Annotated in this window: 22 protein-coding genes, 1 pseudogene and 1 riboswitch; of the genes and pseudogenes, 1 reads left to right on the forward strand and 22 read right to left on the reverse strand. The window is 51.9% G+C overall.

The features are described 5' to 3' along the window. Nucleotides 1-7 precede the first annotated feature (7 nt). The 16 genes from MHI43_RS25700 to metA form a co-directional block, all read right to left on the reverse strand. A complete protein-coding gene (locus MHI43_RS25700; protein ID WP_009594311.1) occupies nt 8-964 on the reverse strand; it encodes an ABC transporter permease subunit in 957 nt (318 codons plus the stop codon). Nucleotides 965-1,214: 250 nt separating this feature from the next. Beyond that, nucleotides 1,215-2,165: a 4-hydroxy-3-methylbut-2-enyl diphosphate reductase gene (locus MHI43_RS25705; protein WP_015737116.1), complete on the reverse strand. Its 951-nt coding sequence runs from the start codon at nt 2,163-2,165 to the stop codon at nt 1,215-1,217. A gap of 52 nt (nt 2,166-2,217) precedes the next feature. Next, nucleotides 2,218-3,672 carry a HAMP domain-containing sensor histidine kinase gene (locus tag MHI43_RS25710; RefSeq protein ID WP_015737117.1) on the reverse strand — a complete coding sequence of 485 codons (1,455 nt, stop codon included), beginning with the start codon at nt 3,670-3,672 and terminating at the stop codon, nt 2,218-2,220. A 1-nt stretch (nt 3,673) separates the two neighbouring features. Further along, nucleotides 3,674-4,360 (reverse strand): response regulator transcription factor, encoded by a 687-nt coding sequence (locus MHI43_RS25715; protein ID WP_009594308.1) that lies wholly within the window; start codon nt 4,358-4,360, stop codon nt 3,674-3,676. Between the two features lie 130 nt (nt 4,361-4,490). After that, nucleotides 4,491-6,152, reverse strand: coding sequence for a trypsin-like peptidase domain-containing protein (locus MHI43_RS25720; RefSeq protein ID WP_036659958.1), 1,662 nt, complete (start codon nt 6,150-6,152; stop codon nt 4,491-4,493). A gap of 162 nt (nt 6,153-6,314) precedes the next feature. After that, on the reverse strand, nt 6,315-6,968 hold the full coding sequence (locus tag MHI43_RS25725; RefSeq protein ID WP_009594299.1) for a response regulator transcription factor: 654 nt from the start codon (nt 6,966-6,968) through the stop codon (nt 6,315-6,317). Nucleotides 6,969-6,987: 19 nt separating this feature from the next. Then, on the reverse strand, nt 6,988-8,070 hold the full coding sequence (locus MHI43_RS25730; protein WP_015737119.1) for a sensor histidine kinase: 1,083 nt from the start codon (nt 8,068-8,070) through the stop codon (nt 6,988-6,990). 5 nt (nt 8,071-8,075) lie between these two features. After that, nucleotides 8,076-9,185 (reverse strand): cell wall-active antibiotics response protein LiaF, encoded by a 1,110-nt coding sequence (liaF, locus tag MHI43_RS25735; protein WP_015737120.1) that lies wholly within the window; start codon nt 9,183-9,185, stop codon nt 8,076-8,078. 200 nt (nt 9,186-9,385) lie between these two features. Further along, nucleotides 9,386-9,586 carry a hypothetical protein gene (locus MHI43_RS25740; RefSeq protein WP_009594314.1) on the reverse strand — a complete coding sequence of 67 codons (201 nt, stop codon included), beginning with the start codon at nt 9,584-9,586 and terminating at the stop codon, nt 9,386-9,388. A 132-nt stretch (nt 9,587-9,718) separates the two neighbouring features. After that, nucleotides 9,719-10,465, reverse strand: coding sequence for a 3D domain-containing protein (locus tag MHI43_RS25745; RefSeq protein WP_009594309.1), 747 nt, complete (start codon nt 10,463-10,465; stop codon nt 9,719-9,721). 105 nt (nt 10,466-10,570) lie between these two features. Continuing rightward, the gene (gene thrS, locus MHI43_RS25750) at nt 10,571-12,508 is read right to left on the reverse strand and encodes a threonine--tRNA ligase (RefSeq protein WP_036659961.1); all 1,938 of its coding nucleotides are present in this window, start codon (nt 12,506-12,508) and stop codon (nt 10,571-10,573) included. A gap of 463 nt (nt 12,509-12,971) precedes the next feature. Next, nucleotides 12,972-13,877, reverse strand: a complete 906-nt coding sequence (locus MHI43_RS25755; RefSeq protein ID WP_036659963.1) for a putative sporulation protein YtxC — start codon at nt 13,875-13,877, stop codon at nt 12,972-12,974. A gap of 261 nt (nt 13,878-14,138) precedes the next feature. Then, nucleotides 14,139-15,272 (reverse strand): cyclic dehypoxanthinyl futalosine synthase, encoded by a 1,134-nt coding sequence (mqnC, locus tag MHI43_RS25760; protein ID WP_015737124.1) that lies wholly within the window; start codon nt 15,270-15,272, stop codon nt 14,139-14,141. A 165-nt stretch (nt 15,273-15,437) separates the two neighbouring features. Next, the gene (locus MHI43_RS25765; protein ID WP_049788738.1) at nt 15,438-16,658 is read right to left on the reverse strand and encodes an aminotransferase class I/II-fold pyridoxal phosphate-dependent enzyme; all 1,221 of its coding nucleotides are present in this window, start codon (nt 16,656-16,658) and stop codon (nt 15,438-15,440) included. Then, a complete protein-coding gene (locus tag MHI43_RS25770) occupies nt 16,655-17,839 on the reverse strand; it encodes a PLP-dependent transferase (protein ID WP_015737126.1) in 1,185 nt (394 codons plus the stop codon). The genes MHI43_RS25765 and MHI43_RS25770 overlap by 4 nt, the downstream gene beginning before the upstream one ends. Nucleotides 17,840-17,863: 24 nt before the next feature. After that, the gene (metA, locus tag MHI43_RS25775; protein ID WP_015737127.1) at nt 17,864-18,781 is read right to left on the reverse strand and encodes a homoserine O-succinyltransferase; all 918 of its coding nucleotides are present in this window, start codon (nt 18,779-18,781) and stop codon (nt 17,864-17,866) included. Nucleotides 18,782-18,912: 131 nt separating this feature from the next. After that, nucleotides 18,913-19,041, reverse strand: a riboswitch (SAM riboswitch). Nucleotides 19,042-19,483: 442 nt separating this feature from the next. Here metA and corA point away from each other — a divergent pair. After that, nucleotides 19,484-20,419: a magnesium/cobalt transporter CorA gene (gene corA / locus MHI43_RS25780; RefSeq protein WP_009594304.1), complete on the forward strand. Its 936-nt coding sequence runs from the start codon at nt 19,484-19,486 to the stop codon at nt 20,417-20,419. A 153-nt stretch (nt 20,420-20,572) separates the two neighbouring features. Here the strand turns inward: corA and MHI43_RS25785 are convergent, their stop codons facing one another. From MHI43_RS25785 to MHI43_RS25810, 6 genes and pseudogenes are all read right to left on the reverse strand, one after another. Beyond that, entirely contained in the window at nt 20,573-21,598 is a 1,026-nt protein-coding gene (locus tag MHI43_RS25785; protein ID WP_036660015.1) for an HRDC domain-containing protein, read from the reverse strand. Between the two features lie 187 nt (nt 21,599-21,785). After that, nucleotides 21,786-22,682, reverse strand: coding sequence for an ROK family protein (locus tag MHI43_RS25790; protein ID WP_015737129.1), 897 nt, complete (start codon nt 22,680-22,682; stop codon nt 21,786-21,788). 110 nt (nt 22,683-22,792) lie between these two features. Further along, a pseudogene (locus MHI43_RS25795) lies at nt 22,793-22,999 on the reverse strand (molybdate ABC transporter permease subunit); the annotation flags it as partial. Between the two features lie 386 nt (nt 23,000-23,385). Then, nucleotides 23,386-24,282 (reverse strand): 5'-3' exonuclease H3TH domain-containing protein, encoded by an 897-nt coding sequence (locus MHI43_RS25800; protein ID WP_015737130.1) that lies wholly within the window; start codon nt 24,280-24,282, stop codon nt 23,386-23,388. A gap of 297 nt (nt 24,283-24,579) precedes the next feature. After that, nucleotides 24,580-24,942 carry an arsenate reductase family protein gene (locus MHI43_RS25805; RefSeq protein ID WP_015737131.1) on the reverse strand — a complete coding sequence of 121 codons (363 nt, stop codon included), beginning with the start codon at nt 24,940-24,942 and terminating at the stop codon, nt 24,580-24,582. Further along, complete coding sequence (locus MHI43_RS25810; protein WP_036659970.1) at nt 24,939-26,003, reverse strand: RluA family pseudouridine synthase; 1,065 nt, start codon at nt 26,001-26,003, stop codon at nt 24,939-24,941. The genes MHI43_RS25805 and MHI43_RS25810 overlap by 4 nt, the downstream gene beginning before the upstream one ends. Nucleotides 26,004-26,005: the final 2 nt, after the last annotated feature.

Genomic DNA, 26,005 nt, shown 5'->3' on the forward strand with positions numbered 1-26,005 from the left:
TGATCTCTTACCATAAGCTGTTTCCTGATTTGCGTGCAATCAAGTTGGCAATCGTCAGAAGCATGACGCTGATCACCGCTTTAAACAAGCCTACGGCCGTTGCATATGAGAATCGGGAGTTTTCGATACCTATTCGATAGACATATGTGTCGATAACGTCGGATACCTCTCGCAATACCGGGTTCTTAGCCAAGAGCAAGATGTCTTCGAAGCCTGCAGTCAGCAAGTTACCAATGGCAAGAATCATGAAAATAACGACGACCGGCATGATCGATGGAAGCGTAATCGTGAAAATCTGCCTGAATTTGCTTGCGCCATCCATGTCGGCCGCTTCATACATGTGCGGGTCAACCCCGGCAACCGCCGCCAAGTATACGATGGAGGAAAATCCAATCTCTTTCCATACCCCTGTCGTAACGAGAATTCCCCAGAAATATTCCGGTAGCGACAGGAAGTTGATCGGCTCTTCGATCAAATTCAGCTTCTGCAGCAAAATGTTCACGCTGCCGTTATCCGTTGACAAGAGCGAAATCGCAAAGCCTGAAACGATAACCCAGGACAGAAAGTGCGGAAGATAACTGACCGTTTGCACCAGTCTCTTGAAGAACATATGTCGAACTTCGTTCAGCATAAGCGCCAGCAGAATCGGTGCCGGAAATCCAATAAGAAACTTGAGCAAACTGATGACAATCGTGTTTCTCATGACCGTCATAAATTCCGGCGATTCAAAAAACATTTCGAAATGCTTGAATCCGGCCCACGGGCTGTCGCCCATCCCCTTGAAAATGTTAAAGTCTTGGAAAGCCATTAAAATACCGTACATCGGTATGTAGCTAAACACAAAAACGAGTGCCAGTGCAGGTAGCACCATTAACTGTATATCCCATTGTTTAGCAAAGCGAAGCAATAAACTTTCCTTCTTCCGTTTCGGAACAGGTTCCTGTTCTACGGATATTTGCGCCATGTCCAACCCCCCGTGTGTTCTATGCCATGAAGTTTACCTGATGTCTAACATTGTAGAATAAACGATTGAATATAAACATTTGCCTATTCAACGAAAAATGATAGTATTCAATCGAGAATTGAAACGCTTACACGGCATGGAATATTTGCGAGGATGAAATGAGAGGTGCGATTCCTTTCCATAAACATAAAAAGACCCACCGCAAACATCATTGCGATGGGTCTGAAAAATAAGCTTGTGATGGCATTAACTATGATTTGCTCTTCACCCGAACAGGCGGAAGCAATTTACTCATATTCACCGTACGCTTGATCTCCCAAGTTTCCGGCTGATCATGTTCATACTGTTCCAAATAGGCGATGACTTCCTTCGTGATCGGAGTCGGTGTTGATGCCCCTGATGTAACTGCCACTTTGCCTACTCCTTCAAGCCATTCGCGTTTGAGTTCCGTCACATCGCCAATACGATGGGCCGGTACTCCTGCTATCTCTTCGGATACCTGCGCAAGACGGTTCGAGTTATTGCTGCGAGGATCTCCTACCACGATCACTAAATCCGCCTGACCGGCTTGTTCGGCTACCGCTTCCTGACGCACCTGCGTTGCAAGACAAATTTCATTATGAATCTCCGCTCCCGGGAATTTATCGAGCAGGCTCTTCATGATATGCTTGATGTCCCATTGACTCATCGTGGTCTGGTTCGTGATGATGATTCGGGATGTTTTCACCTGAAGCTGTTCAATTTCTTCTTCTTTCTCGATCAGATGCACGTGTTCCGGTGCGATCCCGATCGCCCCTTCCGGCTCGGGATGCCCCTTCTTCCCGATATAAATGATCTCATATCCGTCGGCTACCTTATCCCGGATCAGATCATGGGTTTTCGTGACATCCGGGCAAGTGGCGTCGAGCGTGGTCAACCCTTTATCCCGCGCAAGCTTGCGTACTTCGGGAGAGACCCCGTGTGCGGTAAAAATAACGGTTCCGCTCTCCACCTGGCTCAGGATTTCCATCCGATTCGGACCGTCCAGGGTAATGATGCCTTCGTCCTCAAAGGATTGCGTGACATGACTGTTATGCACAATCATGCCCAATATATAAATAGGCCGAGGAAGATCCAGATTCTGCGCCGCCTGACGCGCCAAGACCATGGCGTCGACGACACCGTAACAATAACCTCTCGGTGATATTTTCAAGACTTCGATGATCCCCACCTGCTTTCCGTAGTAATACATAAGCGATCTAGTCTATTATACCCTATTCCAGGGGAGGAGCAAAGACGACGGGGAGCCAGACGATAAAGGTGCTGCCTTCTCCTCTTCGGGTGACAACCTCGACAGAGCCCTTATGCTCATCGATGATCCATTTGGCGATGGACAGCCCGAGTCCGGTTCCGCTCGTGATGCCTCTCGACTGATCCGCGCGGTAGAAGCGTTCGAATATGAACGGAACCTCATCCTTATCCATACCGATTCCCGTATCCGATATCCGCAAGCCCACCTGACCTTTGTAAAGAACAACATCCAGACTGACCTCACCCTCAGGCGTGTACTTGAACGCATTCTCGATAAAAATGAACAGCATCTGCTGTAAATAATCCTTATTTCCTTCCACATAAACACCGTTCAGGACAGACAGCTCTCCGACATGCCACTCTGCGGTTTTCTCCAGGAAATGAGCGCGCCGTGCAACCTCTTCAACCAACGGCTGGAGCGGCACCGGGTCCAGCTCAAACGTCTGCCCTGTATCGGCCCGGGCCAGGGACAGCATATCGTTCACCAGCCGGCTCATCCGCTTCGCTTCATCGGATATATCGCCTACCGCTTCGACCGAGATCTGTTTGATCATTTCCTCGTCCATATCCGCTCTCTCGCCGGGAGCTACCGTCCACATCTTCTGCAGAAGATCCACATTGCCCCGGATGGTGGTCAGCGGGGTGCGAAGTTCATGGGAAGCGTCCGATACGAAGCGCCGCTGCGCCGCATAGGCATCCTCAAGCTCTTTATAGAAGCTCTCCGTCCTCTCAAGCATCCCGTTAAACGTGCCGATTAACTGACCGATCTCGTCCTGAGGCCCGTCGTATTCGATCCGTACGCTAAGGTCGGTGCCTTTTTGAATCTGCTCCGCTGCCTCCGTGACCTTGCCGATCGGTTTCATGGATTTCCGGGCTAAGAATAATCCTAGGGTTGAAGCGATCACGAGTGTCGCTGCCGAGCCCATGATGAGGATGGATTGGAGCCGGTCCAGGGTTTGCTCGATGGTGCGTGTGTTTGCACCAACTTGTAGCCATCCCACTAGCTTACGTGAAACTTGTTCAGATACAGGGGCTTCGTATACGAGAAACGAGTTACCGTTTACGCTAACCCTTTTAAATACAGGTTTATTTGTTTTCAACGCTTTTTCTACAGAAGGTAAATCAAATTGCAAGTTATTTATGGCCATATTTTCGGACTGTATAAGCTTACCGTTATAAAAGGTATAGTTTTGCCAATAGAGATCAGCATCCTCCAGCCTATTTACCGAAGAACGGTTGAGTTGAACATCCCATGCGCTTGGATCGAAGCCAATTTTATCAGCTTGCTGCTCAATCCGCTGCTTTAACTCCTCATACGTATACAAATGGACAAAGCCATACACCGCCGAGCTGAATATCAGCAGTGTCACAAACAAAATGCCGGTATACCATGCTGTCAGTCTTAACCGAATGGACATGCTAGTTATCTCCTCTTAAAATATAGCCGGCTCCGCGGATCGTCTGGATCAGCCGTTTACCTCCATGTTCCTCGGTCTTCTGCCGGAGCATGGCGATATAAACCTCCAGCACGTTCGACTCCCCGCTGTAGTCATAGCCCCATATTTTATCCATAATCAAATCGCGGGACAGCACCCGCTTCGGGTTTTGCATAAACAGGTGCAGCAGCTCGAATTCCTTGGCCGTGAGCTCCAGTCTCTGCCCGCCGCGAATGACCTCCCTTGCGTCGGTATCCATCACGAGATCCTCGAAGGTCAGTCGGTGGTTCGAGGTATCATCCCCGGTTTTACGGCGCAGCAAAGCCCGGACGCGGGCTAGCAGCTCCTCCAGCGCAAAGGGTTTGACCAGATAATCATCCGCTCCGGTATCCAGCCCCTTTACCCGGTTCTCCACCTCATCCTTTGCCGTCAGCATCAGCACCGGTATCGTGCTTCCGCCCTCCCGGAGTCTGCGCAGCGCTTCAAATCCATCGACCTGAGGCATCATCACGTCCAGAACGACGACATCCGGGTCTTCACTCAATATCACTTTCAATCCTTCTGCTCCGTTGGATGCGGTCAGGACGTCATAGCCCTCAAACGCAAGCCCTCTGCGCAGCATGGAAATAATCTTCTCATCATCATCTACAATCAAAATCCGGGATCGCATAGCGGCATCTCCTCTATCTTCTTAGCGTTATATTTAGTACGACGTTACAATCCCATTATATCGGTCGCTTCAAGGACAAGACAAGCGGAAGGGAACGGTCCCTTCCGCTTGTTGTCACGCCTATCCAGGGTTACGGCTGCTGTTGCCGTTGTTGCTGCTGTTGTTGGGTTAGATCAAAATCGTTCTTGTCGCCGATCGTCAGCGCTAGGTCCATGTTCTTGCCGTTACGCACCACATTCAACGTGATTTTGTCTCCTACCTTCTTCGATTGAATCAATTCAATCAGGTCCTGCGCGGTCGGATACTTGGTACCATCCACACCCACAATGATGTCATATTGGCGCAGGTCCGCTTCATAAGCCGGCGAACGGAACACGACGCTGTCAACGTAAGAACCTTCCTTCACGTCCGTACCCAAGGATTGGGCTATTTGCGGAGTGACCGTTCCCAGGCTGGCCCCGATGAACGGAACCGGCTCTTTCGGCACTTCCTCGTTATTTTTCAGGTATTCCACGACTTCCTTGATCGTGCTGGACGGAATCGCAAATCCGATCCCTTGCGCTTCCGCGCTGACGGCTACGTTCATTCCGATAACCTCGCCCTTCAGATTGAGGAGCGGTCCGCCGGAGTTGCCCGGATTAATCGAAGCATCGGTCTGGAGAAGGTGCTCATAATTGCGGTCTTGTTCGCCGTTCGTGCCTTGAATATCGATCTCGCGTTCCTTCGAGCTAAGTACACCAGCGGTTACCGTGTGTTCAAAACCGTGCGGGTTGCCGATGGCAACAAGCCATTCACCAACCTTCAGCGAGTCGGAGTCACCTAGCTGTACTGATGGGAAATCCGCCCCTTCGATTTTCAAAACGGCTAAATCGAGCTCATAGCTGGAACCGAGCAGCTTCGCTTCATAAGGCTTCTTGGTACCCTGTACCGTCACTTGGATCACATCTGCGCCATGGATGACATGCTCATTCGTCAAGATGTATCCCGACTTCTCAAAGATGAAACCCGAGCCGATGCCTGAAGGCTGAAGCTGGGATTCCTGACCTCCGTTGTTGCTGCTTCCACCGTTTCCGCTGTTTCCGCCATTGCCTTCCTGGCTCGATTGACCGCCGCCGAAGAAGTACCAGAACGGATCGTTCATGTTCGGATTCGTGCTTTGTCTATTGCTGCTGTTTACAAGCGTCTCGATCAGTACGACCGCCGGACTCGCCTGATCCACCACTGCCGATACGTCGCCAGGATTCGATGGGATCATCGCTGATGCGGTAGTAGCTCCGCCGTTATCTCCACCGTTATCCTCGACGTTAGCCGAAGTTTCTTGGGCTGGCTCTGATGAGTACGCCGCATCCGGCGTAAACAGATTCGTTCGGTCAGCGGCAAACATCAGGCTCGAAATGACGAGGACGCCTGCCAAGAAAGACAATAGTACGGTCTTGACGGAATTTTTGGGCTTCTGGCTGTAGTTCCACTCTTTGTTTCTTTTCATGGAATCCACAGGCCCGCCGCCACCCTGGCTTCCGGAGGAATGGGCCTGCGAGAAGCTGGAAGATGGAATCGGTTTAACGGGCTGCGGAGCGGTAACCTCCACTTCCTGGGGTTCCCGGCTCTGGTAAGGCCGTTCCGTTTTCTCATCGTCGCGGTTATTCGATATGGACTGGAACGGTCCGTAAGAATAGTAATAAGAAGAATTCTCCGTGGATGCTTCCTCACGTCTCGTTGCTTCATTGTTATTCGCTTCGTTGTTCATTCCCTCATCATCCGGATACCCGTAACGCTTTCTTTGGTCGTCCATTGGTCTACCTCCTATTAAAATCACTTGCTTCCAAGTGGTCTAATTGATTAACTGTTCTTATTGTGTACTATAAACCTTAATAGTACCTTAAAAACAATTAAAAGGCAGATAAAAAGAAAACCGGGACGCTTCCCGGTCATACCTCACCAAAAGAACATATTGCTATATTTTGACCCAGCCCTTCCGGTGGGCATAAATCGCCAATTGCGTACGGTCCTCCAGCTCGCACTTCATCAGCAGATTGCTGACATGGGTTTTGACCGTCTTGATGCTGATATGCAGCTCTTCGCCGATCTCTTTGTTGCTCTTGCCTTCGGCAATCAGGAGCAGCACTTCCTTCTCCCGCTCGGTAAGCCCGGATTCATCCCCGTTCACCATATGCCGGCGGATTCCCCTGGTGAGTGCTTCCGACACGTCTTTGGTCATGACCGGCATCCCCCGGAACGCTCCCTGAAGGGCGTAAATGAGCTCGTCAGCCGAAACCGTCTTTAGCACGTAGCTGACTGCCCCCGCCTCAATGCACTCGACCACAAGCTCGTCTTCGAGAAAGCTGGTCAGAATCACGATCTTCTGATCCGGGAATTCGGACATAACCGCGCGCGTGGTCTCCGCCCCGTTCATCACCGGCATCATCAGGTCCATTAGAATGAGATCCGGCCGGTCGGCCTCCTCCCCGTTTCTCAGCATATCGACGACCTCTTGGCCATTCGCTGCTTCTCCGATCACTTCAAACCCCGGATCCAACGATAAATATGTTTTTAACCCCATGCGAACCATATCATGATCATCAGCCAGCAATATCCGAATCGTACCCATAATGATTGTTGTCCCCTCTCTATTCCACTGGCTCAGCCAGCACTTCCTCATCCTTGTTCTCTTCCTCCGCCGCTCCGGTATTGCCCTCGGCCTCAAATAACGGAATATTTACTCGCACCGTCGTTCCCGCGCCCTTCTTGCTTATAATATCGACCTGTCCGCCAAGCTTTTCGGCCCGTTCGCGCATCGTCGACAGCCCATACGATCCCTGCTTGCCTGCCACCTCGTCAAAGCCGACACCGTCGTCGCTGATGCTTAAAATCACGCGTTTCTGGTCCTCGCGAAGCGACATGCTGACAAGGCCTGCACCGGCATGCTTCACGATATTAGCCACCGCTTCCTGGATGATCAGGAAGAGCTGATGCTCAATCGCATCCGACACCCCGCCGTAGAGCTCGACATCCTTCATGCCCTTCAGGCCGTTTTGGCGGCAGTAATCCGGAAACCACCGTTCCAGTGCTTCTTCAAGGGTTCTGCCTTCCAGCTCCACGGGCCGAAGCTGCGCAATCAGCGCCCGCATCTGCTTCTGCGCCACATGGGACATCTCGATCAACTGGCCGAGCACTTTGTCCCCCTGCTCCGGATTCCGCTTCAGTACCGCCGGGAGGGATGAAGCCGACATGTGGATCGCGAACAGCTGCTGACTGACCGTATCGTGCAGATCCCTTGCCATCCGGCGCCGTTCCTCGAGGACCGCGGCTTCCGCGGCAATCTCCTTCTCAATGACATCCTGCTCGCCGAGGCGCTGCAGCAGCTTCATTTTCTTCTCCAGCGCTTCCGTCATCCCGTTAAACTCATCGTATACTCTGGCAAAAGACCCGTCTTCCATGGCAGGCAGCCGCACGTTCAGATTTCCTTTGGCAACCTGCAGCATGTTCAGATGAAGCAGATCCAGCGGCCGCTGGATGCGCTGTCCCGCGATGTATCCCGCAATCCCCGTAAACAGAAGTACACCGACCGTGTAATACACCCACAGCCGGTTATCTTCAATATGTATGTAGCCGGATTGGTTTGCTGTGTACAGGAAAACAGCAACTCCGGCTCCGATCAACAGAAAATAAAACAATATCACCCATTTGGTATTTTTCAATATCCCCATCATAACGATTAACCTACCCTATTCACTTTGACGTCACCGATAAATACGCTCACGGTAATTCGAATTTTCTTGCCCGCTTCCCTGTAATGCGGGCTTTCCAGGCCGGCATTGCTCATAAAGCCGCTTCGGGACTCCTCCAGCACCTTCATATCGCCGATGAAGGAATTGGTCGTGACATGAATGCCGACGTCCGAATCGTTCGGAACGAACACCTTGACATCCCCGATAAACGCCGAGATGTTGATTTTCGTTTCGCCGTAAGGGATTTGAGCTTTGGTCAGGTCCAGTACCGTATCGCCGATGAACTGCGAAATATTCGTCGGCTTCAGCTGGAAATAATCCTTCCCCATGTGCACGTCCCCGATAAAAGAGGACTTGTTCACCGTATCATGGCTATGCCAAGATTGGTGATGATGATGATGATGTTGATGATGGTGGTGTTCATCCTTATATTCCGATCCGTCGCCGTAGCTTTTGCCGTTATCGTCAAAATCCACATGAACTCTGAACTTGCTGCGATCCGGACGTTCCTGGCGCGGGCGCTCATGCTGTCCCTGCCAGCGGTACCCTTTGCTTGAATCGTGCGAGTCTCTTGATTCGAACTCCGACTCTTCATAAGCCTTGTCAGCCTTGTCTGGCTTGCCGAATCTTCGCTCGAATTCTTCGTCCAGGGAGGATTCCAGCGGACGCGCTTCAGGCGGCTCCGGGATATCGTAATCGTCCCGACGATGCGAGCCGAAATCACCCGGACTTGGCGGTGATGGCGGCGGCGTATGATCCTTCGGTTTGAAAATAACCTGCAATCCGTACCCGATCAGGATGATCGGAATCGCGTATTTGATCAAATCGCCGAAAGAGAAATGGATCATGTCCAGATTTCTTCCGAGAAAGTACGATCCGATCACGATCGGTACGATCGAGCCCCACAATGCTCCGCCACGGGCATAAATCAAGCTTTGCAGCCCGAACCAGATGATGAACACCGGCCAAAATGTCGAGAATATATAACCAAGGTCCACATGTATAATATCGAGCTGATTGAGAAGAAACACCACACCAATGCCGATGAGCAGCAATCCGTTGCTAAGCTGGCTCCATCCTTTTCTACTCATGGTCATCCCCTAGCCTTCCAGTTCTATTTTTTCTTAATTACAGTGTACAACATATTGCGATGAACGGGTTAGCGGCGGTGGAATGAAGTTGATCTCGGTCTCGAGACCGAGTCCCTGGATATAAATGGATATCATTCCATAATAAAAGACCTCCGCTTTTAAGCGGAGGTCTTATTGCTGCACGAACGGGCGTTGACATCTACACCTTAACGGTTTGCAGAATGGTCCCCTGGTGTGTTCAGATCGCCAAACTCAGCGTCAAACTTCTCGTTCGGTTTTTTGTAGTTCTCCTGTACTTTGGAGTTCCCTTTTGGGTTGCTGGCGATGCTGGTCTCTTCAGCAAACTCAGCGTTAAACTTTTCGTTAGGTGTTTTAAAGTTCTCTTGCACCTTGTTCTTTTTAGCCACAATATTCACCTCCCTGTTCATTTGCGATACCATCATCCTCTTCAGGGGTTTGGCCCCCGAAAAGTAGTATGTGATGAACAGGGTGTCATTATTCTTAAATGTTTACTGCCAAAGACGCGCAGCAAAATTACCCTAAATGGCTTCCTCCAGCACGGATGAAGGCAGGAAACGATAGGTCTCAATCGCGTCCTCCAAGGTTCTCAGCATGGCTTCCGTGCATTTGCCGCTTCCGGTTTTAATGACCTGCACCTCGACGTCCTTTTTCCCCCACTCCTTAAACACCTGCTTGGTGGTGGAGAAATAGAGGTCAATCTTCTGGCCCTTGATGGCTGATCCGATATCCGCTACGATCCCATACCCATAGCCGGGAATGTAGAGAATGCTGCCGAGCGGAAATACATCAGGATCCGCGGCAATCGTAGACAGCGTATTTCGATCCCGCTTGACCTTCACCCCGGAGTAGGTGATTCCATACTGGGGATGTCCCGGCTTCTTCCCGGTCGACTCGTAACCTGCCGTGTATCCCGTAGCGGTTACCTTCACCGTATGCAGCACCTGGTCCTCCCTCGGGGCAAGCACCGGCATGGACTCGCGTTTCTTGCCGGGCTCACTGGTCTTCGGCCCCGTACTTGGAACCTCCAAATATCTATTCATATCACTAAAACCTACCACGCGCAGCGCATAGAAGCGAGACATTTCAACGTAATCGGAGCCATGTATTTCCTCTGATGGATCATACACATTTCGGGTGTCCGTCGATTCGTAGGATTCGCTTAGAATCAAATTGCGGGCCTCTACTGCCGTAGAGCCTGCGCTGAACAAGATGGCTGATAAAATAAAACCAGCAAAAAACCTCTGCCATGTTTTCCATTGGATCATGTGAATACCTCCCCCTTACTAGCGAGGGTTCCCACTTCCCGAATAGAATATACGTCATGGCAGAGGTCTGCATGTTTCCTCGGTTACTTATCTTTTACGGCTAAACTAAACCACATGGGTGTTAATTTCTTCACGCAGCTTGAGGATGATTTCGTCCAGCGGCTGGGCCCCGATGTCCCCTTCGCCGCGCTTGCGGACGGAAACCGCTCCGGCATTTTTCTCGTTCTCGCCAACGATGAACATGTATGGAATCTTCTCGAGCTGTGCTTCGCGAATCTTGTAGCCCAGCTTCTCGTTGCGAAGATCCGGCTCTACGGAAATACCGGCGAATTGAAGCTTCTCGGCCACTTCCTTGGCGTAGTCTTCAAAGGCGTTGGATACCGGAATGACTTTGACCTGTACCGGGGAAAGCCACAACGGCAGCGCCCCTGCAAAATTCTCGAGCAAGAATGCCGTAAAGCGTTCCATGGTGCCCAGAATCCCGCGGTGGATTACGACAGGACGGTGCTTCTGGCCATCGTCGCCGACATATTCCAGCTCAAAGCGCTCAGGCAGCAGGAAGTCGAGCTGGACGGTGGACAGCGTTTCTTCCTTGCCCAGTGCCGTGCGGATCTGAACGTCAAGCTTCGGTCCGTAGAAGGCAGCTTCGCCTTCCGCTTCATAGAACGGCATGTCCAGGCTCTCCACTACTTCACGCAGCATGCGCTGGGACATTTCCCACATTTCGTCGTTCTGGAAGTACTTCTCGGTATCCTGCGGATCCCGGTAAGACAGACGGAAGCGATAGTCGTGAATGCCGAAGTCCTTGTAGACCGTCATGATCAGCTGAATGACCCGGGCAAACTCTTCCTTGATCTGATCCGGACGGCAGAAAATATGCGAGTCGTTCAGCGTCATCGCGCGCACGCGATGCAGGCCGGTCAGTGCGCCGGACATCTCGTAGCGGTGCTGCATGCCTAGCTCCGCAATGCGGATCGGCAGATCCCGGTAGCTGTGCATATCGCTCTTATATACCATCATATGGTGAGGGCAGTTCATCGGACGCAGAACAAGCTCTTCGTTGTCCATTTCCATTTTCGGGAACATGTCCTCCTGATAGTGCTCCCAGTGACCGGAGGTTTTGTACAGCTCCACGTTTCCAAGTACAGGGGTGTACACGTGCTGGTAACCCAGGCGTTCCTCCATGTCCACGATATAACGCTCCAGGGTACGGCGCAGCTTCGCGCCGTTAGGCAGCCAGATCGGCAAGCCTTGTCCAACGAGCTGAGAGAACGTAAACATTTGCAATTCCTTGCCCAGTTTGCGATGGTCGCGCTTTTTGGCTTCCTCCAGCAGGCGAAGATGCTCGTCGAGCTGCGCTTTTTTCACAAACGCCGTACCGTAAACACGCTGAAGCATTTTGTTCTTGCTGTCGCCGCGCCAGTATGCGCCTGCCACGTTCATCAGCTTGAACACCTTGATTTTGCCGGTTGAAGGGACGTGCGGTCCACGGCAAAGGTCGAAGAATTCGCCCTGCTCGTAAATCGTGATGATGCTGTCCTCCGGCAGGGCGTTGATCAGCTCCAGTTTGTATGGATCGCCAAGCTCGCCGAAAATGCGCAGCGCTTCCGCACGGCTCACTTCCTTGCGGACGATCGGGAGGTTCTCGCCGATAATGCGTTCCATTTCCTTCTCGATCTTCTGCAGATCCTCCGGATTCAAAGGCTCTTCCAGGTCCATGTCATAATAGAAGCCGTCTTCGATGACCGGCCCCACGCCAAGCTTGACTTCTTTCTGTCCATACAAACGCTTGGTTGCCTGAGCCAGCAAATGCGCTGTACTGTGGCGCATCACCTCAAGCCCTTCGGGCGTATCCTGCGTAACGATTTCGATCAGCGCTCCGTCCTGAAGCGGAGTGGATAAATCCACGACGATCCCGTCCATTTTTCCCGCAACGGCATTCTTTCTCAGTCCGCTGCTGATCGACGCAGCCACATCCTCGATATTGCTGCCGGCCTCATACTCCCGTACGGAGCCGTCAGGCAGTTTAATGCTAATAGCCACCTTGTATTCCTCCCCAAAAAAGTTTTCACGTTTCTTCCATATATGAAGGACGCGTTAGTCTCCCCGTGAAGCAAGGCCTTGGGCTGTTCACAAGCCCGCCTGGACTTCAGCGAAGGATACCGGAACATGCAAAAAACACCCGTCCCGCGAAGGGACGAGTGTTATACCCGTGGTTCCACCCTAATTCGATCTCTCCATCCTCTTATGTACCCGGTACATAATCGATTAAGATCCTTCATCAGCATTGAGTAACGGTCATGAACCGGTGAAGCCTACTCATCCGCATTCTTGATGACTTGCGGGTTCGACGACACAGCTACAAAGGGGTAAATCAATGGCGAACCGGAGGAAATTGCAGCCGAGGTTTCCTCTCTCTGAGCGGTCGGATCCGGATTGATTCATGTCTTTGTCAGAGCTTTTACGTGAATTTATCAGTAATTATAATCCTGACCGCTTCGGTGCGTCAAGTCATCATTCGTCCGCTTCCCAGAAGCGCGCTGCATTCCGGACAGCTGCAGCATACTTCGGCGCGGTTATCAAAGATATGGGCCAATGTCGCGATGACGGGAAGCTCCGGCTGCCTCGTGTGGATAATCATGCGAGCCGGAGATACCGAAATCAGCGTGCTGACGACCATATCCTCAATCTCCATCTCCTGGTCCAGCCTTTCCATAACCAGTCCGTCGTCACGAGGGCGTTCGATCGGGCGAAGATTGCCGTCCAGCAGCAAAAAGTCCTCTTCCCCTTTATGAATGACGTGAACCAGCGGCATTTTGGGCTCCTGAAAATAAACGAAATATTTCAGCAGGCTTACGAACTCCTCATACTGCTGATCAAGCATGAACTCATCCACCGCGTACTCGGCCATCTCGCGAAGCTCCTGTTCATAGGACTGGAGCCTGAAGGTCATGAAACCGTCCAGATTGAGCTCCGGCGCCTCGTTAAGGCATTGATAAATGCCTTCAGCCAGTTTGCGCTTGCGGCTGTGCCAGAAATCCCCGGACGGGCCTTCTTCTTTTTGCAGGAGCATCAAAAACCACTGCAAAATCCGCCCTGCTTCTTCCTCATCATCAAACTCGAATTCCGAGAACATTAACCGTGCAGCAATCTCCTGCTCCTTCTCCTCCAGAATGTAAGCCGTGACTGCTTCGGCAGCAAGCCGGCGCAGCGTGTCGGCCGATGCGGTCCACGAAGACAGCGGAAGCTTGCCGGAGCACGTCCAAATCACGCGGTCATTCGAAGCGCTGAATGTGAATTTGAGCGGCTTGCACTGTTTATGTAGCTCTTTCTGCTTGTCTGACAATATGCGGTGGAACGCCTTTTTCTCGTCTTCCGTCCGCGTACCGACAGAAATGCTGAACAGTTCCATGGAATCACTCCTTTCGAGTTCCCTTTTCAGTATATGGGGACCCGCTCGGGTATATACGGAACTCCTGCTTGGAAAAACAAGCAAGTCCCAGCGCGCATATTAAAAATGTTTATCAACGCACATTCCATGAAGGGCCTGCCGCTCTTAATGTAATTTTTTATTGCGATATCAGGAAGGTTCATGTTTTGGAGTTTATACTTTCTGATATCTAAATAAAAAACGGGCCGAGTCGGCCCGTCTTGCGGATTATAAGTTATGCGATTAGTTCTGCATTACGAAGTCGCGCTCCACGGTGCTGTTATCCTCGAACACGCGAAGGATATCATACCGGGTGTTGCGCTGAGCCGGAATGTTGCCGGTCTCGCGGATTAATTGAATAATCGATTCAATGTTGACCTTGTACACGGCGCCTGCGGAAGACACCACGTTCTCCTCCATCATCGTGCTGCCGAAGTCGTTGCAGCCGTAACTGAGTGACAGCTTGCCGATCTCAGGCCCCATCGTTACCCAGGACGATTGCAGGTTCGGCACGTTGTCGATCGCAAGCCGGCCGATGGCTACCGTCTTCAGGTACGCTTCCGGCGTTTCGCGCTCGCGCTTGAGGTTCGTGTTGTCCGGTTGGAAGGTAAACGGAATGAAGGCCAGGAAGCCTTTGGAGTCATACCCGTTCTGGATGCATTCATCCTGTGCGTCACGTACGCGAAGCATGTGCAGCGCCCGTTCTTCCATCGTTTCGCCAAGACCGATGACCATGGTAGCCGTCGTGTTCATGCCGACCTTATGGGCCGTCTGCATGACATCCATCCATTGGCGCCATGTACCTTTCAAACGGCTGACTTTTTTGCGGATGCGATCATCCAGAATCTCCGCGCCGCCGCCAGGCAGCGAATCCAGACCGGCGCTGTGAAGCTCGCGCATCACCTCTTCGAGTGTGAGCCCGGAGATCTCCACCATCTTCATGATTTCGGCCGGGGAGAAGGAATGCATCGTAATGTTAGGGAACCGCTTCTTAATATTGCGAAGCAGGTCCGTATAATAATTGAAAGGCAAATCCGGATTGACTCCGCCCTGCATCAAAATTTCAGTGCCGTTAACGTCCTCGGTTTCCTGAATCTTCTGGAAGATCGTCTCATCAGGCAGAACATAGCCCTCGGAAGAGCCGGGTCTGCGATAAAAAGCACAGAAACGGCAGAATACGTCACATATGTTGGTGTAGTTGATATTCCGGCCGATAACAAACGTCGTGATGGGATCCGGATGCAGGCGCTTGGTCATCACATCCGCCGCATGGCCAATCTTCTCGATCTCATCACTCTCAAAAAGGGTCACGGTATCTTCCAAATTTAAACGCTCACCGCGTAAAGCTTTATCCAATATACGGTTTACCGCACTCATTCTTGCAGCCTCCCTACTTAAAACAAAATACAAATCACCAGTAAAACTTCGTCTATCCCATCCTACCACATTCCGCCATTAAAAACGACATCCCGTCCGTGACAGGATGCCGAATTCTATGATTTGGCAAATCTTCAAATGAGGTTCATTGCTTCTTAAAAATCTTTAGTTGCTGGCAGAAAAGGCCTGGTCCAAATCGGCAATCAGGTCATCCACATCCTCCAGTCCGACCGAGAAGCGAAGCAAACCGTCGGTAATGCCGCGCTCATGCCGAACCTTCTCGCCCATGGCCGCATGGGACATCATCGCCGGATACGACAGGATGCTCTCCACTGCTCCCAGGCTGACGGCTACCAGCGGCAGCTTCACGCGGTTCAGCACCTGCTTCGCACGCTCGCCTGAGCCGACGTCAAAGGAGATAACCGCGCCGTAACCGCTCGATTGCTTCTCATGGACTTCCCGTCCCGGATGATTCAAGAGGCCGGGGTAATACACTTGCTCTATGTCGCTTCTCCCTTGCAGCCAGGCCGCCAGCTTGGCCGCGCTTTGCTCGGAGTGGGCCATCCGAGTGCTGAGCGTCTTCATGCCCCGCATAAGGAGCCAGGAATCCTGGACCCCAAGCACCGTGCCCAAACCATTTTGCAGCTGTTTCAACTGGTCTCCCAGCTCCTGGGTTCTGGCTACGGCGAGACCTGCCAGCACATCGCTGTGTCCGCCAAGGAATTTGGTTGCGCTGTGGATGACGATATCCACGCCGAACTCGATCGGGCGCTGATAGAACGGCGTCATGAACGTATTGTCCAGCAGGGTAAGCAGGCCTTGCTCCTTCGCCCAATCCGTGACGGCGCCGATGTCGGTAATTTTCAAGGTCGGGTTCGAAGGGGTTTCCATATAAACCGCTTTGGTATTCGGTTTGAGGGCTGCCTTCACCTGATCCAGATCGGTCATGTCGACGAAGGTGCTCTCGATGCCCATACGGCTCAGTATGCTGGTCAGCAGGCGGTAGGTTCCGCCGTATACGTCCTCCGTCACGATCATGTGATCGCCTGCGGACAGCAGCATGAACGAGCTGGAGATCGCCGCCATGCCGGAAGCATAAGCGAAGCCGCGCACGCCTCCTTCCAAGAGGGCGATATAATCTTCCAGCGCCTGTCGCGTCGGATTGCCGGAACGGCTGTAATCGTGCAGTGGCGGGTTAAAGACGTCTTCATGATGAAACGTCGAGGCTTGATAGATCGGAACGCTTGAGGCGCCGGTTGCCCGGTCGATTTCCCCGCCGAAATGCAATAGTTTCGTCTCGAAACGAAGTTCTTCTTGGTGTCCCTGTTTTACTGATACCTGCTTGGTTTCCGTTCCCAAGCCGGATAGACCTTTATCGATGCTCATGCTCCCGTGCTCCCTTCCACTTCTGCCATAGCCGCGCCCAGCGCAGCATCCAAATCCGCGATCAGGTCATCCGCATGCTCGATGCCGACCGAGAACCGAAGCAAGCGGTCGTCCACGCCGATCGCTTCCCGAATCTCAAGCGGGATGTCCGTATGGGTCTGGACCGCCGGGTATGTCATCAGGGACTCGACGCCTCCGAGGCTTTCCGCGAATGCAATCAGTTTGATGTGCCGCAGCACCGGTTCGACATAGCGGGCGTCCTTCACCTTGAAGGAGAAGATGCCCGTGTTGCCGCTGGATTGGCGATTCTGGATCTCATGCCCCGGATGATCCGGCAGAGCAGGGTAATACACCTCGCCGATCGCCGGGTGGGTTGTCAAAAAGGTTGCCACCGCGGTTGCATTCGATTCGTGCCGGTCCATGCGAAGCGCAAGTGTCTTCATCCCCCTCATTAACTGGTAGGAATCGGAAGGACTCAGCACCGCCCCGATGGAGTTATGAAGGAAGGCCATCTCCTCGGATAATTCCTTGCCCTTCGTCACGATGATGCCTGCCAGCACATCGTTATGCCCTCCCAGATACTTGGTGGCGCTATGTATGACGATATCCGCCCCAAGCTCGATGGGTCTCTGGAAATACGGGGTTAGCAGCGTATTATCCACGATGCTGATCAATTGATGGCGTCTTGCCCACGTACAGACGGCTTCGATATCCGTAATCATCATGAGCGGATTCGTCGGCGTTTCGATAAATACGGCCTTCGTGTTCGGTCGTCTGGATCCTTCCAGCGCATCCAAGTCGTTTGTATCCACGTAGGTTGCCGTTACCCCGAACTTGGACATGATCCGCTCCAGCAGCCGATACGTCCCTCCGTACAGATCAAGCGACACAATCAGGTGATCGCCTTGACCGAACAGCGCAAAAATCGTCTGAAGGGCCGCCATGCCCGAGCTGCAGGCAAAGCCGGCGTCACCGGATTCCAGCTCGGCGCAAGCATCCTCGAGTACCGAACGTGTCGGATTCTTGGTGCGGGCATAATCAAACCCCGTGCTCTGGCCTAATTTAGGATGGCGGTATGCCGTAGCCTGATAAATCGGAAAATTCACTGCTCCCGTTACCGGTTCCTGCACCGATCCGATCTGTGCCAGCCGGCTCTCTATATTCAAAGGTTTCTTCTCCATCACAAACTCTCCTCCCGTACGCTGTTAAATTTGCGGACCGATATCATATGGCGTTTCCTGATATACATAGTAATTGAGCCAATTAGTGAATAATAAGTTTGCATGCGCGCGCCATATGGACGGAGGCGTTCTTGTTGGATCGTCGTTCGGGTAATAGTTGCGCGGCAGCGCGATGTCCATGCCTTTGGCAACGTCCCGGTCATACTCCCATTTCAGGGAGTCCGCATCATACTCGGAATGCCCTGTGGCAAAAATCTGCTTGCCGTCCCGGCTGGATACCAAATAAATCCCTGCTTCCTCGGACTCGGACAGGATGACCAAATCATCCACGCCTGTTATGTCTTCGCGCCGAACTTCCGTATGACGGGAATGCGGAACAAAGAACATTTCGTCAAATCCGCGGAGCAGCTTGGTACACGCTTCATTGATCGTATGCGGAAATACGCCAAAGCACTTTTCCTCGAGGCTGTATTTCGGCACGCCGTAATGATAATAAAGCCCGGCTTGCGACGCCCAGCAGATATGGAGCGTGGAGGTTACATGGGTCTTGGTCCATTCAAAAATTTCAGTAAGCTCATCCCAGTAATTCACTTCTTCGAACTCCAGCTGCTCGACCGGAGCTCCTGTAATGATCATGCCGTCAAAACGACGGTTCTTCACTTCTTCAAAGGTTTTGTAAAATGATTTCAAATGCTCGGCCGACGTATTCTTCGATACGTGGGAACTCGGGTGAAGAAGGACGACATCCACCTGGAGCGGGGAGTTGCCGATCAATCGCAGCAGTTGGGTCTCCGTCGTTTCCTTGGTTGGCATCAAATTGAGGATCGCAATCCGCAGCGGGCGGATATCCTGATGAAACGCGTGACTCTCATCCATGACAAAAATGTTTTCTCCAGCCAGAACTTCCTTTGCCGGCAGGGCATCCGGAATTTTAATTGGCATCTCGGCTCACTCCTTCGAAATATGAAATGATACATCCATAAAGCTGTGAGAAAGAGCGTTAGACTGTATAAACGCAAGAAGACCTTTCTCGAAGTAGAGAAAGGTCATCATATACGTATCACAATGCGCCTCTCTCATCTGTCAGGCTATACAACGGCTTATACAATCGTCGTATCTCCTGCAAGAATTAGCACCGTGCGATGTTGCCGCCGGTTGCCGGGTTTCATAGGGCTAGTCCCTCCACCTGCTCTTGATAAGATTTCGCTTTATTCAGTTGTTTGGAATTGTTTCGTAATTGATACCTACTTTAAATCATCCTCAATTTTTCGTCAAGAACCTTTTCATGAGTTTGTCACACTTCACCAAAGGTTTCCATACCCTATATCATGGCCCTTGGACTGCTCCGGATTTCACTTGAAAGGTCCTACACCCGGCGTTATACTAGACAAGTGCTGTTTAAAACCGAGTATGAAAGAGGTGACATGGAAGATGGACGGTGACCCGAGCCAGAAACTGGATGCACAAGACGCACAACCGCATAGGATCAAGATCAGCTTACCGGCAGAGGGCAGCGTTATTTTTCATGCGCTTTTTATCGTATTCTAACCTTCCTCGATTTATGCCCGTACACCGGTGGGCTGATATCCTGTGCCTTAACTGCTTGACTTAAGCAGCTTGGATTAGACAAAGGAGTGATATCAGATGAAAATCCGGTTGGTCGATTCGGGCGTATTTACCCCTGTTGATGACATCGAAATGACGCTGACAGCTCCGGCCAGCGGCTTCTACTGGCTGGATGCGGACGTGGATGATTTAGCCGAACTGCAGCCCCTCTTCTCCCTGCATGATCTTGCCGTTGAGGATTGCCTCAGCGAAGAGGAGCAGCGTCCCAAAATTGAAATATACGAGAACCACTATTTTATCGTCGTGAACAGCATCCGGTTTGACGACGAAGAGATTTTCCTTCGGGCATTGAATGTTTTCCTGGGCAGGCATTTTATTATTACGGTGACCAAGCAAAAGATCCATGAGCTTCGCACCGTCAAACCGCTCCTCTGGGAGGATGAAGTCAGCACGCCTGACCGCTTCCTCTATCTCTTGATCGACCTCGTCACGGACAACTACTTCTCCGTAGGGGACCGAATTGAAGCGCGGATTGAAAAGCTGGAGGAAGACATTCTGATGCATACCAAAAAATCCCATCTCAGCGAAATCATCGGTCTGCGAAGCGAGATTCTTTGGTTGAAAAAGGTGCTTGGACCTCAGAAGGAAGTTATCAATACGCTCAACAAAAAAGATCTTCGGCTGATCGATGACCAGCTGCAGAAATACTTCAGCGATATCTATGAAAATGCCGTTAAAATCTCCGAAACGTTCGAGACCTATCGGGATCTCATGGGGAACCTTCGGGAAGCCTACCAATCCAGTATCGCCAATCGGGCCAATGAAATCATGCGCGTGTTTACCGCTATTACAACGATCTTTATTCCATTGACGCTGATTACGGGCATCTACGGCATGAACTTTGAGTATATGCCGGAACTTCATTGGAGATATTCCTATTATGTGGTTATCGGCATCATGGTTTTTGCTGGCGCGCTCATGTTTTATCTGTTCCGTAAAAAGGATTGGATATAAGACACCCTGGTCAAAAGGGGCGAGTATTGGCCGGATCACAACGGTTCATACGAACCGCCGCAACTCAAACTCAATCTACAAGCACGGCGAATTAGCATCAGGACGGATCTCCCTGCAACCGGGAGAATCCGTCCTGACTTTGTTTAAGGCAGATTAACCGGCATTCGCTTTGCCGGGCTGATCCCGCCGAAAGCGGATCCGTATGAGACGAAGCCGCTCATACAGCCTCTCCGTTCCGCCCAGCTCTTCTGATTCTGCGTTCTCGGCTTGTCCCTGTCCGTATACCCGCTGTAACACAGGTTTAAGAAACGTATCGCCCAACTCTTCAAACGCCTTCCATACGTTTTCCTGCTCCGCAGCCGTCATCGTGTTCAATTCGACCTGGAGCAGCTGCTCCGTATCATAGCCTTCCTTCTCAAGCCCTTCCAACTCCTCGACCAAATCCCGACGCGACAGCGAGGTACGCGCTTCAAGCTCGGTCAACGAAGCGCCCTCGGCTATGCCAATCAGCATCGCACGGCGGGTTCGGAAGCGTTCAAGCTCCTGCTGATATCTCTGTTCCTTCTGTTTATACAGCCAGGACAAGAACTCCTCTTCCGGCAGCTGCGTATACACCCAATCCAGTGGAAACGTTGTGGTTCGCTCGATTTTCGTCGTAATTTCCAGCCATTCCACCCCGTGCTCCGAAGCCTTGCTAACCCCGATTCCCGGTAGCTGCAGCAGCTCTTCCTCACTCTGGGGAACAAAAGCGCTGATCATGCGCAGCACCCGGTTGCTGGCAATGAAATAGGGCGCTTTTCTTCCGGATGCGGCCTTTCTCCTGCGCCAGGCGCACAACTCCGTGTACAGCTCCTCCGATCCATACAGCTCGCTGTAACACTGCAGTTTCTGAGTGCCGAGATTCTTGCTCGCGGTCTCCCCCGGTTCATGGAATACCCCTTCGATTAGCGGGCGGAAGCCTTCTCCGAGCTTCTTCGCAAGCTGGTGCCGATACACGCATAGCAGCTCATTCCATGAGTTCCCTTCATACCACTCGTCATCGGAAACTTCACCGTCCGGTTCCATATTCCGCCAGCCGAGTCGCCATCCTCCTTCTTCCTCGCCGATCCATACTTGGGCCGAACGGAGATGACCTGACTCATCCGCTCCGCTCATCCGATTCATGAACACAATTTGCATCCCTCGATAACCTCCCGTTTGCGCAATCAGCATAAAGGCGGAACAACGCAAAAAAGCACCTCTCCTCCGCGCAGCGGCAAGAAAGGTGCTTCCTTCGTTCCATACATTATACTGTTGAAACTATAATACCATAATCTGTAATAGAATCCAATCCATTTTATGAACTTGCCCTATATAAGAAATCAGACTAAGCTTGAATGCTCTTGGCTTCATCCACTGCCAGCTTGGCCAATGCCAATGCGCCGCAGAGACCCGCATTATCGCCGAGCATCGGCGGAACGATGAATTGATCGATCCCGTCATGAAGGCTTGGATGCTGAACATATCCTGCCAGCAGCTCTTGAAGCTTCGTGCGGATCAGCGGGAACAGCTGCTCCTGCTTCATCACGCCTCCACCCATCACGATCCGCTGAGGGGACAAGATGAGGACATAATTCATCAGCGCTTGAGCGAGATAATAAGCTTCCATCTCCCAAGCCGGATGATCCGGCGTCAATTCCACGCCGGGAACACCCCAGCGTTTGCCAAGAGACGGTCCCGCAGCAAGCCCCTCCAAACAGTCTGCATGATAAGGACAGGTCCCCTCATATTGGTCTTCCGGATGACGGCGGACGTAAATATGCCCCATCTCCGGATGGGACAGGCCGTGAATCAGTTCGCCGGATACCACGGCGCCTGCTCCCACTCCCGTTCCGATAGTGATATAAAGACAGCTGTCCAGTCCCTGGGCCGCCCCCCACGTATATTCTCCAAGAGCAGCTCCGTTTACATCCGTATCAAATCCGATCGGAACGTCAAAACGCTCTTCCAATGCTTTAACGATATTGTAATTGCTCCAATGCGGCTTCGGCGTTGTTGTAATGCAGCCATAGGTCGGGCTGCCTTTCACCGGGTCAATTGGTCCGAACGAACCGACTCCGATCGCCTCTATATCCTTATCCGCAAAAAAGTTAAAGACGTTTGCCATGGTTTCTTCAGGGGTTGTCGTCGGAAAGCTCACTCGCTCCACAACCGTTCCATCCTCCGTACCCACGCCGCAAACGAACTTGGTTCCTCCTGCTTCAATTGCTCCAAGTAAACTCATGCTTCTTCCATCCTCTCCACGATGTGCTGTGCCTTGTTCTCTATATGGTTGCTAACAAGCTCTATTCGAAGCATATGTAAACATTGTGCTCCCGTCAAGTCTGCCTGCCTCTATCTCTGCCTCTGCCCGTTCCGAGACACGGCGAGTAACAGCCATGAGAACAAAATAATAACCGTCGCCACGCCCATTCCAGCCCGCTTTGGCCATTGCTAACCGCAACGTAAATCGCCGTGGGCAGCGTTTGCGTGACGCACGGTATATTTGCCTGCAACCATCCAGGTTGCCTCAAATTCGCCTAAACCTCCGGCAAAAGCCAGAAAGAACGCCGATACGCCTGCCTCGCGGACCTGCGGCAGCGCGGATCCAGCTGTTTCTGCTCAGTACCATTAGCGGACGGAAAGCCTACCACAATTGCAGGAGCATCAGCTGCGTTTCGCCGGCCGTTCTGCCGACAAACGCGCGCCATCCAGCGTGCCGCCGCTGATCCCAGTATAAAGGCACTGATGCTGGACAGCAGTGATGTTTTTATCGACTGCCATTCCCGCAACCCGAGCCGAGCATTTTCGTCGTGGTCACGACGACGGCTCCACAAACACAATCCAGCCACCATGAAGACGCCGCTGATTTCAGGCTTCCTGGTGAATTGAAGAAGTGCCCCGGCCTGCTGCGGATGTCTCCGGTACGACACCTTCGACCGAAGCGGCTAGGAAACCACCGCCACCCCAAAAAGATGGCCAAGACTCTTCATTTCCAGCTCCTCCAGTTTGGTTAACGCACGTTCGTGATCCACGCTCAGGCGGCACAAATCCAGCTCGCATTCCATTGGAACCTCGCAATGAATTTCGGCCAGGGCCCGGGACAGATGCAGCATCTCCAAATCCGCTTCGATCTTGGTGCGAACCCCTTTGGTCAATGAATCGAGATTGGCAAGGATGCCTTCCACGGATTCATATTCCTGGATCAGCTTGACAGCCGTCTTCTCGCCGATCCCGCGTACGCCCGGATAATTGTCGCTCGTATCTCCCATCAGGCCTTTCACATCGATCACCTGTCTTGGAGAAAGACCCTTTTCGGCATAAAGCGTCTCCGGTGTATAGTGCATATAATTGCCATGCCCCTTTTTCATAATGATGACCGAAGTCGAATCGTTCACGAGCTGAAGCAAATCGTGGTCGCCCGACAGGATCATGACGTTCATGCTATCGCCGAACCGTCTGGCAAGCGTACCGATGCAGTCATCGGCCTCATAACCCACAACGCCCAGATTCGGGATCCCGAGGCATTCCGTCACGTCGCGAACCAGCGAGAACTGCGGAACCAAGTCATCCGGCGCTTCCGGACGATTGCCTTTATACGAGGCGAATTGCTCCGTACGGAATGTTTTTGAGCCCATATCCCAGCAGCAAGCTACATGGGTAGGCTGAAATTTATCGATGGCATCCCACATATACCGCAGGAAACCGTAAATCGCGTTGGTCGGCACACCCGCTTTGGTACGACGGATATAACCGCTGGACGCGGTTGCATAATAAGCACGAAATAATAAAGCCATCCCGTCGACGAGCATTAAGGATGGTTGTGGATTGGGTATCACAGTCATGATCGCTCCTAACTTTAACTTCTCTGGTATAACCTTAAAATATACCTTGTCATTATACCATATCCTTATATGGACTTGGGCTTGTCACAGGGTATTTCTTTGAATTTCCTATCGTGGGCTGCTCACAAAAAAAAGAACATTCCGATGGTCGAAGGACCATAGAATGCTCTGCCTTCATCAGCAGGACGACATCGTTACCGGCGACTGGCTGCCCTTCGGCAAACCGATTCCGCGACTCTCGTAATCAATCACTGCCGCAGCCTGTCTTTAGTGTCTGTCATGTCCCAAAAACGACCGTTACTTCTGCCATGCCTCCTGATATTGCTCCGCTTTGAAGCCGACGGTTACTTTGCTGCCGTCGGTCACGATCGGACGCTTGATCAATCTTCCGTTGGAAGACAACAGTTCGATCTTCTCCTCATCGGAAAGGCCGGGCAGCTTGTCTTTCAGGTTCATTTCCTTGTATACCTCGCCGCTCGTATTGAAAAATTTCTTTAGCTCCAGTCCGCTCTTGGCGATCAGGTCGGCTAACTCATCCTTCTTTGGCGGTTGTTCGAATATATGTTGAAGCTCCAGCTCATGTCCTTCGTTCTGCAGCCATTTCACAGCGTTACGGCAAGTCCCGCATTTCGGATATTGATATACTTTCAGTTTGCTCATTCAATAGGTTCTCCCTCTAATGTTGTAGTGTTACATAATGAAGTGACAGCTTCTTGCGCGAGCGCTAATCTCAATGATTTCATGTCCTCAGGCAGCGGGGCCGTGAATACCATCGTCTTCCCCTCTATCGGATGCATCAGCGTCAGGCTTGCCGCATGCAGCGCCTGCCTGTCCATATAGCCGTCCAGCCTCATGATCGTTGCGGCTAACGGATCCAATGACCCGACGGCCCCATTGGAATCCTCATCCCTCTCCGGCACATCCGGTAACAATTCCTGATCGCTGTATACGGGATGCCTGTACATCTGATCTCCGATCAATGGACAACCGATGCTTAGCATATGCACCCGAATTTGATGCGTCCGGCCTGTTTCGAGCTTCAATTCAACCAAGGATGCGGAGGGGTAAGTTTCGCGTACCCTATACCGCGTAAGCGAAGGATATCCTTCCGGAGTTACGATGCGCCGGTGGGGCTCCAACGGATCCCGATCAATCGGACCGTCAATATCGCCTGTCTGCGAAGAAGGTCTTCCATGCACAAAAGCGACATACCTCTTATCGACGGTGCCGGCAATCATTTGTTCGGAAACATGCTGATGAATATACGCATTCTTCGCGATTACCAGTACGCCGGAAGTCTCCTGATCGAGCCGGTGAACCGCTCTGAACCGGTAATTCCAACCCTTCTCCTGCCAATAATGAACGACCCCGTTGGCCAGCGTGTCGGTGTAATGCCCATGCGTCGGATGCACGATGACCCCTGCCGGCTTGTTCAAGACAAGCAGATGCTCATCCTCGTACAGAATATGAAGTTCCATGGGCTGGGGCAGCATATCGTTGGAACGTTCCTGCTCCATCCGAATTTCGACCAAATCGCCCGCTTGCACTTTAACGCTAATATATACGCGGGTCCCGTTCAGCATAATGCCCTGCTCCGTCAATTTGAGGCGGGAGAGCAGCTTGCGGGATACCCCCATTCTTTTTTGCAAAATGGTCTTAAGCAGCATGCCGTCTTCGTGTGAAGGCACGACATAGCGGATTGGCGGATAGTACAGACTCATCT

It is taken from the genome of Paenibacillus sp. FSL H8-0457 (assembly GCF_038051935.1).
GTDB lineage: Bacteria > Bacillota > Bacilli > Paenibacillales > Paenibacillaceae > Paenibacillus_AQ > Paenibacillus_AQ lautus_A.